Annotated in this window: 12 protein-coding genes; 4 read left to right on the plus strand and 8 right to left on the minus strand. The window is 66.0% G+C overall.

Annotation, left to right across the window (positions count from 1 at the left end; genetic code table 11):
- Positions 1 to 43: 43 nt before the first annotated feature.
- The gene (locus tag K3172_RS10340; protein ID WP_221589754.1) at positions 44 to 730 is read right to left on the minus strand and encodes an ABC transporter ATP-binding protein; all 687 of its coding nucleotides are present in this window, start codon (positions 728 to 730) and stop codon (positions 44 to 46) included.
- Complete coding sequence (locus tag K3172_RS10345; protein ID WP_221589756.1) at positions 723 to 1,964, minus strand: lipoprotein-releasing ABC transporter permease subunit; 1,242 nt, start codon at positions 1,962 to 1,964, stop codon at positions 723 to 725. The genes K3172_RS10340 and K3172_RS10345 overlap by 8 nt, the downstream gene beginning before the upstream one ends.
- Positions 1,965 to 2,134: 170 nt before the next feature.
- Between K3172_RS10345 and purF the strand changes: the two genes are divergently transcribed.
- The 3 genes from purF to K3172_RS10360 all read left to right on the plus strand — a co-directional run bounded on the left by purF (position 2,135) and on the right by K3172_RS10360 (position 4,784).
- On the plus strand, positions 2,135 to 3,607 hold the full coding sequence (gene purF / locus K3172_RS10350; RefSeq protein ID WP_221589758.1) for an amidophosphoribosyltransferase: 1,473 nt from the start codon (positions 2,135 to 2,137) through the stop codon (positions 3,605 to 3,607).
- Positions 3,604 to 4,317: an SDR family NAD(P)-dependent oxidoreductase gene (locus K3172_RS10355; RefSeq protein WP_221589759.1), complete on the plus strand. Its 714-nt coding sequence runs from the start codon at positions 3,604 to 3,606 to the stop codon at positions 4,315 to 4,317. Before purF ends, K3172_RS10355 begins: the two co-directional genes overlap by 4 nt.
- 116 nt (positions 4,318 to 4,433) lie before the next feature.
- Complete coding sequence (locus tag K3172_RS10360; protein ID WP_221589761.1) at positions 4,434 to 4,784, plus strand: PilZ domain-containing protein; 351 nt, start codon at positions 4,434 to 4,436, stop codon at positions 4,782 to 4,784.
- A gap of 134 nt (positions 4,785 to 4,918) precedes the next feature.
- Here K3172_RS10360 and K3172_RS10365 read toward each other — a convergent pair whose 3' ends face one another.
- The 4 genes from K3172_RS10365 to K3172_RS10380 are packed head-to-tail and all read right to left on the minus strand — an operon-like array spanning position 4,919 to position 9,739.
- Positions 4,919 to 6,109: a serine hydrolase domain-containing protein gene (locus tag K3172_RS10365; protein ID WP_221589763.1), complete on the minus strand. Its 1,191-nt coding sequence runs from the start codon at positions 6,107 to 6,109 to the stop codon at positions 4,919 to 4,921.
- Positions 6,106 to 7,356, minus strand: a complete 1,251-nt coding sequence (locus K3172_RS10370; protein ID WP_221589765.1) for an SAM-dependent methyltransferase — start codon at positions 7,354 to 7,356, stop codon at positions 6,106 to 6,108. Before K3172_RS10370 ends, K3172_RS10365 begins: the two co-directional genes overlap by 4 nt.
- A gap of 37 nt (positions 7,357 to 7,393) precedes the next feature.
- Positions 7,394 to 8,788, minus strand: a complete 1,395-nt coding sequence (locus K3172_RS10375) for a cryptochrome/photolyase family protein (RefSeq protein ID WP_221589767.1) — start codon at positions 8,786 to 8,788, stop codon at positions 7,394 to 7,396.
- Between the two features lie 27 nt (positions 8,789 to 8,815).
- A complete protein-coding gene (locus K3172_RS10380) occupies positions 8,816 to 9,739 on the minus strand; it encodes a metal-dependent hydrolase (RefSeq protein ID WP_221591110.1) in 924 nt (307 codons plus the stop codon).
- Between the two features lie 67 nt (positions 9,740 to 9,806).
- Between K3172_RS10380 and K3172_RS10385 the strand changes: the two genes are divergently transcribed.
- On the plus strand, positions 9,807 to 10,520 hold the full coding sequence (locus K3172_RS10385) for a phosphatase PAP2 family protein (protein ID WP_221589769.1): 714 nt from the start codon (positions 9,807 to 9,809) through the stop codon (positions 10,518 to 10,520).
- Positions 10,521 to 10,526: 6 nt separating this feature from the next.
- Here the strand turns inward: K3172_RS10385 and K3172_RS10390 are convergent, their stop codons facing one another.
- Positions 10,527 to 11,561, minus strand: coding sequence for a 2-oxoacid:ferredoxin oxidoreductase subunit beta (locus K3172_RS10390; RefSeq protein WP_221589771.1), 1,035 nt, complete (start codon positions 11,559 to 11,561; stop codon positions 10,527 to 10,529).
- Positions 11,561 to 13,501 (minus strand): 2-oxoacid:acceptor oxidoreductase subunit alpha, encoded by a 1,941-nt coding sequence (locus K3172_RS10395; protein ID WP_221589773.1) that lies wholly within the window; start codon positions 13,499 to 13,501, stop codon positions 11,561 to 11,563. The genes K3172_RS10390 and K3172_RS10395 overlap by 1 nt, the downstream gene beginning before the upstream one ends.
- Positions 13,502 to 13,652 lie beyond the last annotated feature (151 nt).

Raw genomic sequence — 13,652 nt, forward strand, 5'->3', positions numbered from 1 at the left:
CTCCTATTTGCATGACCAACGAGCGAAGCGCCGTCCGGGTCCGCTATTCGAGATGCCCCTCGTGCAGGCGGACCACCCGGTCCATCCGCTGGGCGAGCCGCTCGTTATGCGTCGCGATCAGTGCCGCGCTGCCCTCGTTGCGGACGAGTGCAAGGAACTCGCCCAGCACCTTGTCGCTGGTCGCCTCGTCGAGATTGCCGGTGGGCTCGTCCGCCAGCACCAGCGCCGGCCGGTTGGCGAGACCGCGGGCGACCGCGACCCGCTGCTGCTCGCCGCCCGACAGCTGGCTCGGCCGGTGGTCGAGCCGGTGGCCGAGGCCGAGTGCCGTCAGCAGTTCGCGCGCCCGCGCCTCGGCCGCCTCGCGCGCGGTTCCGGCGACCAGCTGCGGCAGCACGACATTCTCGACCGCATCGAAATCGGGCAGCAGGTGGTGGAACTGGTAGACGAAGCCGAGATGCTCGCGCCGCAGCAGCGTGCGGGCATGCGAATCCGATTTTTCGGCCGATTGGCCGGCGATGACGATCTCACCACCGAAACCGCCTTCGAGCAGGCCGACCGCCTGCAACAGGGTCGACTTGCCCGAGCCCGAGGGGCCGAGCAGCGCGACGATCTCGCCCGGGCGGATCGCAAGATCGATGCCGCGCAGCACGTCGATCCGCACCCCGCCCTGCTCGAAGCTGCGGGTGAGGCCCTTCAACTCGACCACTGGTTGCACGCCGGAACTATTCATAACGAAGCACCTGCACGGGATCGGTACTCGCCGCCTTCCAGGCGGGGTAGAGCGTGGCGAGGAAACTCATCACGAGCGCGAGGCCGACGATCATCGCGACTTCCACCGGATCGGTCTTAGACGGCAGCGTCGTGAGGAAGCGCATCTGGGGGTCCCACAGTTCGACGCCGGTCAGCCAGCCGATGGCATCGGTGATCTGCTGGCGGAAGGTCAGGACGATGAAGCCGAGGATCAGGCCCGCAACTGTGCCGATCGCGCCGACGGTGAACCCGGTGGTGACGAAAATCTTCATCAAGCTCCTGCGTGTCGCCCCCATGGTGCGCATGATCGCGATGTCGCGGGTCTTTGCGCGGACCAGCATGACGAGGCTCGACAGGATGTTGAAAGCAGCCACCAACACCATGAAACTCAAGGCGAAGGCCATCGCCGCACGCTCCACCTGAAGCGCCTCGAACAGCGAGGAGTTGATGGTCTTCCAGTCGGCGACCACGGCCTTGCCCTGCACCGCACGCTGGACCGGCTCGAGGATCTCGCCCACCTCGTCTGGATCGGCCACCTGGACTTCGATCATCTGGACCGCGTCGCCGATCAGCAGCAGCGTCTGCGCGTCCTGCATCGGCATGACCACGAAGGCGCCGTCGTAATCGTAGACGCCGACCTCGAAGATCGCCGCAACCTCGTAACCGATCTGGCGCGGCACGGTGCCGAACGGAGTGGACCGGCCCTGCGGGTTGATGATCGTGATCGTATCGCCGACCCGCGCGCCGATGTTTTCGGCGAGCCGGACGCCGATCGCGACCTTGCTCGCCCCGGGCTGGAGCGCGTCGATACTGCCGCTCACCACCTTGTCGCCAAGGTCGCGAATGTCTTGCGCCGTATTGCCGCGCACGAGGATCGCCTCGACGCGGCCGTTGAAGCTGGTGAGCAGCGGCTGCTCGATCAACGGGCTGGCCGCGACCACGCCCGGCGTCTGCTTGACGTCCTCGAGGATCGTTTCCCAGTCGTCGAGCCGGCCGCCATAGGCCTGCACGATCGCATGGCCGTTCAGCCCCACGATCTTGTCGAGCAGCTCGGCGCGGAAACCGTTCATGACGCTCATAACGATCACCAGCATGGCGACCGAAAGCATCACAACGGTGATCGAGATGCCCGCAACAAGCGCGATGAATGCCTCGCTCCTGCCCGGAAGCAGGTAGCGCTTGGCAATGGTCCATTCGAAGGGAGAGAGAAGCAAGGTGACCCTTATGCGTCCTGAAAGGTGGCTGTGCGTTTAGGCAGGCGAACCTTGCCGTGCAATGAAATCCTGAACCGATCGGGGACCGCTCGTCTCACCGCCCTTGTAATCGGGCCGTAACATCGCCATTGGGGCGCGCATCCCCATTGCTGGCGCGGACAGGCCCCTCGATGAACCTTACCCACCCGTTTCTTGACGAGGATGGCGACAAGCTGCGCGAAGAGTGCGGCGTGTTCGGCGCGATCAACGCCGCCGATGCCGCCGCGGCGACCGCGCTCGGCCTCCACGCGCTGCAGCACCGCGGCCAGGAGGCTGCGGGCATCACCAGTTTCGACGGGGCCGAGTTCTTTACCCGCCGCGGCCTCGGCCATGTGGCGGAAAATTTCTCGACGCAGGAAGCGATCGCCGAACTGCCCGGCACGATGGCGGCGGGCCATGTCCGCTATTCGACCACCGGCGGCGCGGGCCTGCGCAACGTGCAGCCGCTTTACGCCGACCTCGCCAGCGGCGGCTTCGCTGTGGCGCACAACGGCAATATCTCGAACGCGGGCATGCTGCGCGAGGACCTTGTGCGGCGCGGTTCGATCTTCCAGTCGACCAGCGACACCGAGGTGATCATCCACCTCGTCGCCACCAGCCGCTATCCCACGATCATGGACCGGCTGATCGACGCGCTGCGCCTGCTCGAAGGCGCCTATGCGCTGATCGTGATGACGCCCGAGGGGATGATCGCCTGCCGCGACCCGCTCGGCATCCGTCCCTTGCAGATGGGCCGCATCGGCGATGCGACCGTCTTCGCTTCCGAAACGGTGGCCTTCGACGTGGTCGGCGCGGAATTCGTCCGCCAGGTCGAACCGGGCGAAGTGATCAAGGTCGATTTCGACGGCAATGTGGACTCGCTCCACCCCTTCGGCACCCATGCAGCGCGCCCCTGCATCTTCGAGCATGTCTATTTCAGCCGCCCGGATTCGGTGTTCGACGGGCGCAGCATCTACGAAGCGCGCAAGGCCATCGGCGCGGAACTCGCGCGCGAGAAACCGGTCGAGGCGGATCTCGTCATCCCCGTCCCCGACAGCGGCGTACCTGCCGCGATCGGCTATGCGCAGGAATCGGGCATTCCCTTCGAGCTCGGCATCATCCGCTCGCACTATGTCGGACGCACCTTCATCCAGCCGAGCGACGGCGCACGCCACGCTGGCGTGAAGCGCAAGCACAACGCCAACCGGGCGCTCGTGGAAGGCAAGCGGATCGTGCTGATCGACGATTCGATCGTGCGCGGCACCACCTCGCTCCAGATCGTCGAGATGATGCGCGATGCGGGCGCCGTCGAAGTCCACTTCCGCGTCGCCAGCCCGCCGACCGCGCATAGCTGCTTCTACGGCGTCGACACGCCCGAGCGCAGCAAGCTGCTCGCGGCCCGCATGGACGTCGAGCCGATGCGCCAGTTCATCAAGGCCGACAGCCTCGCATTTGTCTCGATCGACGGGCTCTACCGCGCCGTCGGCGAGAAGCCGCGCAACGCCAAGTGCCCGCAATTCTGCGACGCCTGTTTCACCGGCGACTATCCCACCGCGCTCACCGATCTCGCCCGCCGCGAGGACAAGCAGCAGCAGCTGGCCCTGCCGGTCGAGGCTGCGGAATGAGCGACACGCCGCTGGAAGGCCGGCTCGCGCTCGTCACCGGGGCGAGCAAGGGGATCGGTGCCGCGACCGCCAAGGCGCTGGCTGCAGCAGGCGCGCATGTGGTGCTGACCGCGCGCGACGTGCGTGGTCTCGAGACGGTCGAGGATGCGATCCACGATGCCGGCGGGCAGTCGACAATTGCGCCCGTCGACCTTGCCGAAGCCGACGGTATCGCCCGGCTCGCTTCGGCGGTGGCCGGCCGCTGGGACAAGCTCGATGCGCTAGTTATTTCAGCGGCTTATCTGCCGACCCTCACGCCGGTCACGCAGATCGACGGTAAACAGCTCAGCCAGGCGATCACGGTCAATGTGCTGGCGACGCAGGCGTTGCTCGCCAATTTCGACCCGCTGCTGAAGCGCGCCGATGCCGGCCGTGTGCTCGGCCTCACCAGCAGCGTGGGCGCCAGCCCGCGTGCCTACTGGGCCGCCTATGGCGCGACCAAGGCTGCCTTCGACAACCTCCTCGCCTGCTACGCCGCCGAGATCGAGAAGGTGTCAAAGGTCCGCGTGGCCCTGATCGATCCCGGTGCGACTCGGACCGACATGCGCGCCAAGGCCTATCCCGGCGAGGACCCGAAGACGGTAAAATCGCCCGATGTTGTCGCAAATAGGCTCGTCAAGCTGCTTGTTAACGATTTCGAGGGCTTCCACCGAGAGCGTGTGGAAGGTTGAATTAACCTGCCGATTTAACCTTTTGGTAACCCCGAAGGTCGAGATTCCGTCAAATACCCACGCGACTGCGCGAGGTGTGAATTATGAGCCGGAAATTCGATACGGAAGGGCCCCACATGACCTACCAGACCCAGCAGGACCGCTATCTGGTCGCAGCGCAGGAAGACCGCTGCGCGCCGCGGACCAAGCTGACGATCCCGGGGCAGCTGCGCGCCTCGGGCGGCCGGGCCTTCCAGACCGTGGTCCACGACCTTTCGATCTCGGGCTTTTCCGCCGCGGCGATCAACCGCATGCACGAAGGCCAGATGTGCTGGCTGACCCTGCCCGGCCTGGAATCGCTCCAGGCGCAGGTCGTGTGGTGGGAAAACTGCATGGTCGGCTGCGCCTTCAACGAACTGCTTTCGCCGATCGTTCACGACAACATTATCGCCCGGTACACGGGCGCGGGCAATTACCGCCCCTACTAGGGCCACGTTCCCGGCCTTTCGGGTAAGGCAACCACACCGACGCCTTGGCAGCGACCTCCGGGTCCGGCCTGAACCGTGTCCGGAGTGTTCGTTGCCGGTGGCGGTGCCCCCAGCGGACGCCGCCACCACTCGTTCTAGTCGACGTCCGCCGCGATCTTGCCGACCATATCGCGGAAACCCGCTCGGTTGGCAGTGCTCGTCGCGGTGGGCCAGTTGCTGACCACCGCCACGACCAGATTGCTGTCGGGCACGATGGTTATCGCCTGCCCGAAGATGCCCTGCGCGCCATAGGAGCCGGGATAGGTCCACCACTGGTAGCCATAGCCGAAGCCCGGGGCATCGGCGCCGAAGTCCACCAGCGGCGATCCGGCCTTGGCGAACCAGCCGTCGGGTACGGTGCCCTTCCCGCCCTCGAGCGCGAACTGGCCCATGCGCGCATAGTCCGACAGGCGCAGCGAGAGGCAGCAGCCGCCGATATTGCCGCCGGTAAGGTCCTGCATCCAGAACAGCCCGCCTTCGAAGCCTGCCGGCTCGACGATCTTCTCCGCCGCATAGGCTGCCAGCGACTTGCCGGTCGCCTGTTCGACGATCAGGCCAAGGAGGTTGGTCTCGAGCGTTTTGTAGACCCACTTCTCGCCCGCGGGGGCCTCGCGTTTCAGCGTGCGGGCGTAGGTCACGACCTGCGACTCTCCTGCAACCGGCGCGATGGCCAGCATCTGAGCCACGTCGCTCTTGGGATCGGTGTAGTCCTCGTTCCACGCCACGCCCGATGTCATCGACGCAACCTGGCCGACGGTGACGCCGTCATACGCCGTTCCCGCCAGCGCGGGGATGATGTCGGTAACGGGCGTGTCGACACTCGCGATCGCACCGTCCGCAATGGCAGCGCCGAGCAGGGTCGAGGTGAAGCTCTTGGCCACCGAAAAGCTGGTCCAGCGATCCTGCGGCATCAGGCCGAGGCCGTATTCCTCGAACCGGACCGCGCCGTCATCGAGGACCATCACGCCCGCCGCGCTGGTCTTTGCCATGAAATCGCGGATCGCGACCTGCACATCGCGCGAGAGCGGCGGACCGCGGCGCAATTCGCGCGGATCGTTCGCCGGGGCTACCTCAAGACCGGGGAACAGCCCTTCCATGTCGCGGAAGGCGGCCGAACGACGCTCGTCGCTCCAGAACAGGATCGAGTCGCCCGGCTCCATGCTCGCCATCTGCTCGGGTGTGCTCTGGGTCACGGCGGGCGCCGAGGCCACCGGCGCCGTGTCATAGGTCGTCGCACAGCCTGCCAGCGCAATCGCCAGCGTCGAAGCCAGAAGTAGCCGCATCATCTCTCTCCCTCTTTCACCAGCGTGACCTGGTGCACATCGATCCCGCCGGCGCGAAAGCCCCCCTCGCAATAGCGCAGGTAGAAGCGCCACAGATCGCAGAACCGCGCGTCGAAGCCGTCGGGCAGGCGTCCCTCGCGCTCCGCCGCATCGAAGTTCTGACGCCAGATTTTCAGCGTCTCGGCATAGTCGAGCCCGAAATCGTGCTGGTCCTGCCACGCAAGGCCCCGCTCTTCGGCGAGCTTGCGGAATTCGCTCGTGCGGATTAGCAGGCCGCCGGGGAAGATATAGGCCTGGATGAAGTCCGCGCTGGCGGCATAGGCGTCGAACATTTCGTCGCGCAGTGAGATGTACTGGATCGCCGCGCGCCCGCCCGGCTTCAGATTCCGCGCAATGCAATCCATGAAGGTCGGCCAATATTCGCGGCCCAGCGCCTCGACCATCTCGACCGACACGATGGCGTCAAACTGTCCGATCGTGTCGCGATAGTCCTGCTTGCGGAAATCGATGGCGTCACTGTGGTGTGCCCTCGCCCAGTCGAGCTGCTCGTCGGAGAGGCTGATCGCGGTGACGTCACTGCCTCGCGATGCCAGATCGTTCGCGAGCGCGCCCCAGCCGCAGCCGATCTCAAGCACCGTGGCGGCAGGGCCGATGCGTGACGCCAACGCGTCCCACTTGCGGTGCTGCGCCGCCTCCAGCCCGTCCGCCGTGACGCCAAGGCCCGAGGAATAGCTCATCGTCGGATCGAGCCACTGGGCGTAGAAATCGTTGCCGAGGTCGTAATGCGCGCTGATGTTCTTCTGCGCGCCCTCATGCGTGTTGCGGTTGAAGACATGCGCCAGCTTCAGCGCGTGGCGGAACGGGCCCTTGGCGCGCGCCGTGTCGCCGAGATGCTCGGCGTGCTGCACGAACAGTGCAAAGAGCGGCACCGGTTCGGGGCTCCACCACTCGCCCGCCTCCCACGCCTGGTACCAGCCGACCGAGCCGTTGCTGGCGAGCCGCAGCAGCGCGTTGTAGCTGCGCAGCTCGACCGTGCATTCGAAGCCCGGCGCCCGCCCACCCAGAACCCTGGGAGTGCCGTCGGGCAGCGTGCCGTGGATCGTGCCCGAGACCATCGCCGCATCGATCCGGTCGAGAATCTTTTCGACCCCCGGCGCGATCATCCGCGCGAACAGGCCCGGCTTGCGGGCAAAGCGCTGCGCGCCTTCGATAAGGTCGCGTCCGCGCGGCGGGGTCGTCGGCATGTCCATCGCTGCCGCTATTGCGTGGCGCGCCCCACTTCGCAAGCTACCCCTTGGCGGATTTATACGCTTCCAGCGCCCGTTCGCGCGCTTCCTTGTGGCCGATCATCTTCTTCGGATACTTGCCCCGCTTGTCGTCGGGCGGGTCGTGGATCTGCGCGTCGGGCAGCTTTGCCAGCTCGGGCACATATTCGCGGATATAGTCCGCCGCGTCGAACTTCTCGCTCTGCGTCAGGGGTGCCATGATCCGCACGAACATGTTGCTGTCGACGCCGGTGCCGCTGATCCACTGCCAGTTGACGCCGTTATTGCCGTAATCGGCATCGACCAGCGTGTCCCAGTACCACTGTTCGCCGAAGCGCCAGTCGATCAGCAGGTGCTTCACGAGGAAGCTCGCGCAGATCATCCGCACGCGGTTGTGCATCCAGCCGGTCTGCCACAACTGCCGCATGCCGGCATCGACGATGGGGTAGCCGGTCATGCCCCTCTGCCAGCATTCGAGGTCTGCGCGGATCAAATGCCCGGCATCGGGGTTCCGCCACAGCTTGCGCTCGTCGTATTCGCGATAGCTTTCGCGCGGATAGTCGGGGAACTGGTCGATCACGTTCTGGGCATAGTCGCGCCAGATGATCTCCTTGGCGAAAGTGCGCCACCCGTCGCTGCGCTTGTCCTTGAGCTTGTGCCAGACCTGTGCCGGGCTGATCTCGCCCCAGTGGAGGTGCGGCGAAAGGCGCGAGGTGATATCCTCCGAGGGTAGGTTGCGGCCTTCGTCATAGTCCGCGACGCGATCGGTCCACCAGTGGAGGCGGTCGTGAGCGGCGGCCTCGCCCACCTCCCAGAACTCGCGGAAGCCGCCGGCCCAGTCGGGCTTCGTCGGGAGCAGCGCCCAGTCGTCGAGATCGTCGCTCTCGGGCCAGCTATCCGGCGAGGAGATCGTCTCCGGCTCGCCCAGCACGTCGCGCGGGGGCATGCACTCGAGCATGGATTTCGAGAAGGGGGTGTAGATCTTGTAGGGATCGCCACTACCGGTCGTCACGCTGCCCGGCGGCATCAGGTAATTGCCATCGTAGAGGCACAGCTCGCGGTCGCTACCGAGCGCGTCGCGCAGCTCGTCCTCCGCCTCTTTCCACCAGGGTTCGTAGTGGCGGATGGCGTGGATGCAGCTCGCGCCCGTCTCGTCGGCGATGGCAGCGAGGATTTGCGGCGCATCGCCCTTGCGCAGCACGATCCGCGAATGGCGCGCGCCGAGCGATGCGCCGAGGCTTTCGAGCGAATGGTGCAGCCACCAGCGCGAGGCGCCGCCATAGGCATGGTCTCCCGCGCGGTCATCGTCGAGCACATAGACCGGGATGACCGGCCCGGCCTTCGCCGCGGCATGGAGCGCAGACTGGTCCGCCATGCGCAAATCGCGCCGCAGCCAGACGATCTGTGGTGAAGTCATGGGATCCCCTTTGCGAGGCAAACGGGGCTAGCGCGCGGGAAGTTCCTCGCATTTCACATCGGGCAGCGCGACGGTGAAGCGGTCGCGGGCGCGCGGGTCATAGAAGCGCGCATCGCGGAGGAGGACGGAGCCATCGGGCGCCCGCTCGGCAAAGGGCGCGCGGGACCAGAAGAGGAAGGCTGCCAAATCGCGATTGCCTCGCGGAATTTTCCTTATCGGATCGAGCGCACATTCACCGACCAAGTCTCGCTCGATCCACCATTGCCCGTCTGCTTTTTGCGTCAGAGTTTCTCTTTGCCACGAAGTCAGCGGTAACGGACTTTCGATCGTTCTGTAGCCCGAAATTTGCGGGCCGGTGACCTCAGCGATTTTGGTGATCGCTCCATTCATCCCGATATAGGCCAGCGCCACCGCAATCGCCACGTGTGCAGGCCTGCGCCACTCCCCGCCCCGCTTCTCGCGCCGCAGCGAGAACCATGTGGCAAAGCCCATCAACGCCCAGAGCCATACGTCGATAATGAACAGCGTGTCGCCATAGAACCAGCGGCTCGAAAACGGCTCCAGCAGGCGGATGCCGTAGACGTTGAGCCAGTCGAGCGCCGGGTGCGTGAGGCAGCCGATGAAGCTCAGCAGGTAGAGCCATTCGAAGTTGACCGGCAACCGCCCCTCGGGCCGCCCAAAGCGTTTCTGGCCGGGCTTCGCCTGCCAGCGGTCGAAGCCGTAGAGCAGCCCGGCCAGCACCAGCGGCAACAGCACCAGCGCCGGTGGGCCGTGTGTGATCCCGCGGCGGAAGCCGAGATGCTCCACCCCGTCGAGCCAGAAGAAGCACGCCGCATCGACATCGGGCAGGTTCGCCCCGATGATCAGCGCGGGCATGGCGAGCCCAGTTTTCTTCTTGAGCCCCGCCTGCCCGATGAGCGCGCCGACGAGCGAATGGGTGAGATTGTCCAGCGTGCTGCTCCTGCGGATAGCTTGCAGGGTTCATGCGTTATCGCCCGACAAACGCCAAGGAACCGCCGTGCAGCTTTCCACCCTCAAGACCTACATCCACCGCGAACAGCGTCCGCTGCTCGGCCTCGTCATCGGCGCGGCGCTGGCCTCCAGCTTCATCAAGCTGGCGGGCGAGATGACCGAGGGCGAAACGCAGGCTTTCGATGTCGCCTTCCTCAAATCGCTGCGCGCGCCCGGCGACCTCGGCACGCCGATCGGCCCGCACTGGCTGCTCTCCGCCATGCGCGACCTGACCGCGCTGGGCGGCGTTACCGTGCTGACGCTGGTATCGATCCTCGCCGTCGCCTTCCTGCTGACGCGCGGACGGGTGAAACAGGCCCTCTACACCGCGCTCGCCACGGGTGGCGGGGCAGCCTTCGGGACCGCCCTCAAGAGCCTGTTCGCCCGCGCGCGGCCCGAGGTCGTGCCGCATCTGGTAGAGGTCAATTCGCTCAGCTTTCCCAGCGGCCATTCGATGAACAGCGCGATCGTCTACCTGACGCTCGCGGTGATGATCTCGCGCAGCTTCGAGGAGCGCAAGCCGCGCATCTTCGTCATCGGTGTCGCGGCGCTGCTGGTCGTGACGATCGGCTTCACCCGCCTGTACCTCGGCGTGCATTATCCCACCGACGTGCTCGGCGGCTGGACCGTGGGCGCCGCCTGGGCGCTGGCCATGGGCCTGATCGCCACGCGCTTGCAGGCGCAACGCAAGATCGAGCAGCCGGGCGAGGACCCGGCCTGATCACTCTCAGGCCGGATGCCCCTCGTCGTCGTTGACGGTCCAGCTCTGGCCCTTGCCGAGCAGGGCGGCGAGGTTGGGTTCCTTGCCTTCGCTGAGGCGCGCCTTTTCTTCCGCCACTTCGCCCTCGAAGCTCGGGCGCGGGTCGTCGTAGAGGACGCCCAGCGCCTTGGGGAATTCGGGGAACGGGATTTCGACCAGCATATGCGCGATCGAGCGGTTCTTGACGTTGTGGACGATCACGCCCGCCGACTGCCAGTCCCCATCGACGACATCGACGATCGCCAGCTGCAGCGTGTCGCGGTCGAGCGTGATGCCCTTGGTGCCGTTCGCGAACAGCATCGGCTCGCCGTCTTCCAGCCATAGCTGGTGGTCCTCGGCGCCCTTCGGCGCGGCGAAGCCGTCGAACACGTCCTTGTTGTAGACGATGCAGTTCTGGTAGATTTCGACGAAAGCCGCGCCCTGGTGGCGATAGGCGGCTTCGAGCACTTCCGGCAGCTTCTTCGACACGTCGAACCCGCGCGCCACGAAGCGCGCGCCCGCACCGATGGCAAAGGCACAGGCCTTGGCCGGGCGGTCGTAACTGCCCGCAGGCGTCGTCGGCGAACGCGTGCCGAGACGGCTGGTGGGCGAGGCCTGGCCCTTGGTGAGGCCGTAGATTTCATTGTTGAACAGCAGGATCTGGCAGTTCAGGTTCCGCCGCAGGATATGCATCGTGTGGTTGCCGCCGATGCTCATCCCGTCGCCGTCGCCGGTTACGATCCACACGTCGAGGTCCGGATTGGCGAGCTTCACGCCGGTCGCAATGGCGGGCGCACGGCCGTGGATTGTGTGGAAGCCGTAGCTCTCGACGTAATAGGGAAAGCGGCTCGAACAGCCGATCCCGCTGACGAACACCGTGTTCGCCGGGTCCGCGCCGAGCTTGGGCAGCGTACGCTGCACGGCTTTGAGGATCGCATAGTCCCCGCAACCGGGGCACCAGCGGACCTCTTGGTCGGTTTCCCAGTCCTTGAGCGTCGTTTCGATCTTAGCGGGTGCGTTCATCAGTCGTTCTCCGCAATCGGGCTGGGCAGTTGTTCGTCGTTGACCGCCACCTGGCCGCCCTCATTGCCGGCCACGCCGTCGAAATACTTCGCGATGGCCGCTTCGAGTTCCGCGATCTGGAACGGCTGGCCGCTGGTCTTGGTCAGCGGGGTCGCGTCGATCAAATACTGGTCGCGCAGGAGCGTCTTGAGCTGGCCCGTGTTCATCTCTGGCACGAGCACGTTGTCGTAGCTCTTGAGCAGCTCTTCGAGGTTCGCGGGCAGCGGCCAGATGTGGCGCAGGTGGATGTGGCTGACGTCGAGCCCCTTGCGGCGCGAGCGGTTCACCGCCTGGTGGATCGGGCCATAGGTCGAGCCCCAGCCGACCACCGCGAGCTTGCCGCCCTTGGTGCCGACGCTGACTTGCTGGTCGCGCACGCGGATGCCCTCGATCTTGTCCTTGCGGGCATCGGTCATCGCCTGGTGGTTGCGGGGCGAATAGTCGATATGGCCGGTGTCGACCGCCTTCTCGATCCCGCCGATGCGATGCATCAGGCCGGGCGTGCCGGGCTTGATCCACGGCCGCGCGCCCTTTTCGTCGCGCTTGTAGGGGAGCAGCTGGCCGTCGGGCCCGTTGGCCTCGGTGAGGAATTCCGCCGGGAAACGCTCGAACGCCTCGGGATCGGGCACCTTCCACGGTTCGGCGGCATTGGCGATATAGCCGTCGGTCAGCAGCATGACGGGCGTCATGTACTGCACCGCGATGCGGCAGGCCTCGATCGCGCATTCGAAGGCATCTGCCGGGCTGCGCGCAGCGATCACAGGCATGGGCGCGTCGCCGTTGCGGCCATAGACGGCCTGGTAGAGGTCGCTCTGCTCGGTCTTGGTCGGCAGGCCGGTCGAGGGGCCACCGCGCTGCGAATTCACGATCACCAACGGCAGTTCGGTCATGATGCCGAGACCGATGGCTTCGGTCTTCAGCGCGATGCCCGGGCCGGATGAGGAGGTGACGCCGAGCGAACCCGCATAGCTCGCCCCGATGGCGGCGCAGATCGCGGCGATCTCGTCTTCCGCCTGGAAGGTGGTGACGTTGAACTCCTTCATCCGCACGAGGTGGTGCAGGATCGCCGAAGCCGGCGTGATCGGATAGCCGCCGAAGAACATCGGCAGGCGCAGCAGGCGCGCGCCCGCGACGAGGCCGAGCGCGATGCCCTCCGCCCCCGTCAGCGTGCGGTAGAGGCCCGGCGCGGTCGGCACGGGATCGACATGGACTTGCCGCAGCGGCCCGGCGAGTTCCGCCGTCTCGCCATAGGCATGGCCCGCATCGAGCGCGGCGATGTTGGCCTCGGCGATCTCGGGCTTGGTCTTGAACTTGGCCTTCAGCCAGTCGTGGATCGGCTTGCGGTCGCGGTCGAACATCCACAGCGCGAGGCCGAGCGTCCACATGTTCTTGGAGCGCAGCGCGTCCTTGTTGCCGAGGCCGAAGGGCTTCACCGCCTCGATCGTGCGCGCCGAGATATCGAGCCTGAGCACGTCGTACTTGGCGAGCGTGTCGTCTTCGAGCGGGTTGACCTCGTATTTCGCCTTGTCGAGGTTGCGCTTGCCGAACTCGCCTTCGTCGACGATTACCAGCCCGCCGGGCTTGAGCGCCGGCAGGTTGGTCTTCAGCGCCGCCGGGTTCATCGCCACCAGCACGTCAGGCGCGTCACCGGCGGTCGAAATCTCGCGGCTGCCGAAATTGATCTGGAAGGCCGAGACGCCGAACAGCGTGCCCTGCGGCGCGCGGATCTCGGCGGGGAAGTCGGGGAAGGTGGCAAGGTCGTTGCCGGCCAGCGCGGTCGACAGGGTGAACTGCCCCCCGGTCAGCTGCATCCCGTCGCCGGAGTCTCCGGCGAAGCGCACGACCACGGCTTCGGGGGCTGCGGAATTGCCGTCTTTCGGCGTGGTGGCGGCTGTTGCCATCCGTCTATCCTTGTCTGGCGCCGCTCTCTTGAGGCACCTCTCTGATCGGGAGGCCGCACGTAGGAGCCACCCCATCCTCTCGCAATCAAGATTCTCTGCTAGCGCCAAAATCGACGGTGGAAAAGCGCCACCAATGGCGTAAGTCCCGAAA

Origin of the sequence: Qipengyuania proteolytica (assembly GCF_019711565.1) — a bacterium.
Taxonomy (GTDB): Bacteria; Pseudomonadota; Alphaproteobacteria; order Sphingomonadales; family Sphingomonadaceae; genus Qipengyuania; species Qipengyuania proteolytica.

Bases quoted from the DNA above. Each gene is read 5' to 3' on its own strand.
- K3172_RS10340 (WP_221589754.1), bottom strand. From the start codon at position 730: ATGAATAGTTCCGGCGTGCAACCAGTGGTCGAGTTGAAGGGCCTCACC.
- K3172_RS10375 (WP_221589767.1), bottom strand. From the start codon at position 8,788: ATGACTTCACCACAGATCGTCTGGCTGCGGCGCGATTTGCGCATGGCG.
- K3172_RS10360 (WP_221589761.1), top strand. From the start codon at position 4,434: ATGACCTACCAGACCCAGCAGGACCGCTATCTGGTCGCAGCGCAGGAA.
- K3172_RS10355 (WP_221589759.1), top strand. From the start codon at position 3,604: ATGAGCGACACGCCGCTGGAAGGCCGGCTCGCGCTCGTCACCGGGGCG.
- K3172_RS10395 (WP_221589773.1), bottom strand. From the start codon at position 13,501: ATGGCAACAGCCGCCACCACGCCGAAAGACGGCAATTCCGCAGCCCCC.
- K3172_RS10390 (WP_221589771.1), bottom strand. From the start codon at position 11,561: ATGAACGCACCCGCTAAGATCGAAACGACGCTCAAGGACTGGGAAACC.
- K3172_RS10365 (WP_221589763.1), bottom strand. From the start codon at position 6,109: ATGATGCGGCTACTTCTGGCTTCGACGCTGGCGATTGCGCTGGCAGGC.
- K3172_RS10370 (WP_221589765.1), bottom strand. From the start codon at position 7,356: ATGGACATGCCGACGACCCCGCCGCGCGGACGCGACCTTATCGAAGGC.
- purF (WP_221589758.1), top strand. From the start codon at position 2,135: ATGAACCTTACCCACCCGTTTCTTGACGAGGATGGCGACAAGCTGCGC.